Origin of the sequence: Neobacillus drentensis (genome assembly GCF_036962765.1) — a bacterium.
Classification (GTDB): domain Bacteria; phylum Bacillota; class Bacilli; order Bacillales; family Cytobacillaceae; genus Neobacillus; species Neobacillus drentensis_C.
In genome coordinates, this window is the sequence record NZ_JBALOS010000172.1 from 1 (window position 1) to 3,014 (window position 3,014).

The following is a 3,014-nucleotide window of genomic DNA, read 5'->3' on the forward strand; positions in this document are numbered from 1 at the left end:
AAAAAAATTTGGTGACCTGCATCACACGTTCAATATGATTTTCATTTTTATAGCTACATTATTTAATTTGTGATATTTGATATGTTACTAAGTTTTTTATAAGCTTATAATGGAAATTAATCATTGATAAATCGTACATATCAATAAATGAAAAATACTTGTTTTAAGGCAGGAGTTGATTACTTTGTTCGAAAGAAGAAGGCCGATACCAATTAGAGAAGCGGTCGAAAAAATTATGGCCTATCAATTACAGGGTGTTACCGAACATATTTCAATTAATGAAAGCTATGGTCGTTTTTTATCCGAGGATTTAATTGCAACCAGTGATGTTCCTCATTTTGATCGGGCACCTTACGACGGCTTTGCCATCAGGTCGATAGATACACGGGATGCCTCGCCATCCAATATCGTTGAATTTGAAGTTGTCGATCATATTGGTGCTGGATTGGTTTCAAAAAAAGTAATTGGAGCTTTCCAGGCAGTTAGAATTATGACTGGTGCGATGATGCCTGAGGGAACAGATGCAGTTGTAATGTTCGAACTTGCGCAGGCTTATGAAAAGAACGGGATTCCCTTTATGTCAATTAAACGCAGCTTTAACAAAGGTGATAATGTTTCGTTTAGAGGCGAGGATGCTAAGGAAGGCAAAGTTTTGGTGAAGAAAGGGATGTTAATAAATCCTGGGATACAAGCCATGCTTGCGACGTTTGGATATGAACGGGTGGCTGTGGCGAAAAAACCACTTGTGGGTTTGTTTGCTACAGGGACTGAGCTATTGGAAGTAAACGAGGCCCTTGTTCCAGGGAAAATTCGCAACAGTAATTCTCATATGATCGCAGCTCAAATAGAAAGAGCTGGGGGAATTGTACTCTATTTAGGCAAGCTTCCGGATGAGTTTGACACTTGCTTTGAAGCAGTGAAAAACGCGTTAAACGAGGTTGATTTGTTAATTACGACCGGCGGGGTTTCTGTTGGAGATTTTGATTACCTGCCCGCAATTTATAAAAAGCTTGGTGCGGAGGTTTTCTTTAATAAAGTTGCCATGCGACCGGGAAGTGTAACGACAGTGGCCCAATATAATAGAAAACTTCTGTTTGGGCTCTCGGGAAATCCATCGGCATGTTATGTCGGGTTTGAATTGTTTGCCCGCCCAATTATTCGAAGAATGCTTTTTTCCGAAAAACCGCATCTTCGGAAAGAAAAAGCTCTTTTAGAAGTAGATTTTCCTAAAGCTAATCCGTTTACAAGGTTTGTTCGAAGTTCTACGTTTTTTGATGCAGGAAGATTAAAAGCAACACCGAGCGGGCTTGATAAGTCTAACATCATTATGAGCCTTTCTGGGGCTAATTCGCTGATGATACTCCCAGGTGGAACGAGAGGCTATTCAGCTGGCAGTGAGGTTGATGTCCTATTCCTTGAAGATCAAGTCGGTAGTGAGTGGCCTTGGTAACGCCTGTTATCTTTCAGGTGGTTGGTTATCAAAATAGCGGAAAGACAACCATTACTTCAAATTTGATTAAAACGTTGGCAGCAAAAGGAGTAAAAACCGTTACCATCAAACATCACGGTCATGGCGGCAGGCCAGAAAAACCAACACTGAAAGATACAGACAAACATTTACATGCTGGGGCACATGCTTCAATTATTGAAGGAAATGGAAGTATACTTCTCCAGGCAGAGAACCATTATTATTCACTTGACGACCAGATTGAACTGATGAAATTTTTTCAGCCCGATGTGATTATAATCGAAGGCTACAAGTTCGAGTCTTTTCCAAAGTTGCTAATAGTAAGAAGTGAAGACGACCTTCCTTTATTAAATAAAGTTTCTAATATAGCTGCTATTGTTTACTGGAAAGACGAACTGTATTTGAAAATCACATCTAAAACAAATGTTCCATGCTTTCACATTGATGATAAAATGGGAATCAGCTGGACTTTGGATTTACTTCTTAAGCTTGTTTATAAAAATGATCCGAAACGATAAAAAATCGTCACAAAAGAAGGCATTTGGTCTTCTTTATGGAAATATGTGATGTGTTTCACTTACTTTTCAACTTTGCGGGCTTATATTTAAGCTAGTCAAGGAAAAGGAGTGAAAAGGATGAAGTTATTTTTACCAAAACAACATGGTGCATGGGCAATGCTAATCATCCCTTATTGGCTGGGTGTCATTGATGGGGGATTTATATGGAAGCATATCCCTTTTTTCATTGGCTGGCTCTTATTGTACTTGGGAACCTATCCGCTGCTCCTCTTATTTAAACGAAAAAAAATCCCTTATTATACAAAATGGACGCTAATCTATATGATTCCGGCACTAATGCTATTTCTTATTCCACTGATGGAAAGACCGTTGATTATTTACTTTGGACTGCTGATGCTCCCGTGTTTTATGATTAATGCATATTATACTTCAAAGAATCAAGATCGGGCGTTTATGAATGATCTAAGTGCTGTTTTTGCCTTTTCAATGGCCGGATTAGCAAGTAGTTATTTAACACATGGTCTGATCGACATCCAGACATTTGTTTTCATATTTTTACCTTCAGTCTTATTTTTTGTAGGCTGTACATTTTATGTCAAAACAATGATAAGGGAAAAAAAGAACGAGCAATTTAAGTGGATTTCATGGTGCTACCATATCGTGTTAGTATTGTTTTGCTTCGGAGCTGGGGTTTGGATTGTTGCATTAGCATTTATTCCTAGTTTACTTAGAGCAATTTTATTTTATGGAAAACCCTTATCACCAAAACAAATTGGTATTTACGAAATCATCAATTCTGCCCTTTTCTTTACGATAGCAGCCTATCAAATCGTCTTATTAACATAAAAAATCGGTCAAATGACCGATTTTTTTTCCTTATTGTTAGGCAGTGTTAAACATGCCTGTTGATTTCCGCTCCAGGCGCGTCCGGTTCGCGGGCTGCCCGGGGAGCCTCCTCGTCGCTTCACTCCTGCGGGGTCTCCCTTCCCGGTCCTCCCGCAGGATTGAAGCGCCTTCCGCTCCAATCA

The 3,014-nt window shown here is 39.3% G+C and carries 3 protein-coding genes; all 3 read left to right on the top strand.

Translation table 11 applies throughout. The features are described 5' to 3' along the window. The first annotated feature begins 184 nt into the window (after positions 1-184). The 3 genes from V7137_RS20595 (at position 185) to V7137_RS20605 (ending at position 2,832) form a co-directional block, all read left to right on the top strand. Positions 185-1,450, top strand: a complete 1,266-nt coding sequence (locus tag V7137_RS20595; protein ID WP_335699806.1) for a molybdopterin molybdotransferase MoeA — start codon at positions 185-187, stop codon at positions 1,448-1,450. Further along, on the top strand, positions 1,438-1,986 hold the full coding sequence (gene mobB / locus V7137_RS20600) for a molybdopterin-guanine dinucleotide biosynthesis protein B (RefSeq protein ID WP_335699807.1): 549 nt from the start codon (positions 1,438-1,440) through the stop codon (positions 1,984-1,986). Before V7137_RS20595 ends, mobB begins: the two co-directional genes overlap by 13 nt. Positions 1,987-2,103: 117 nt before the next feature. After that, positions 2,104-2,832, top strand: a complete 729-nt coding sequence (locus tag V7137_RS20605) for a YwiC-like family protein (protein ID WP_335699808.1) — start codon at positions 2,104-2,106, stop codon at positions 2,830-2,832. The last annotated feature ends 182 nt before the right edge of the window (positions 2,833-3,014 follow it).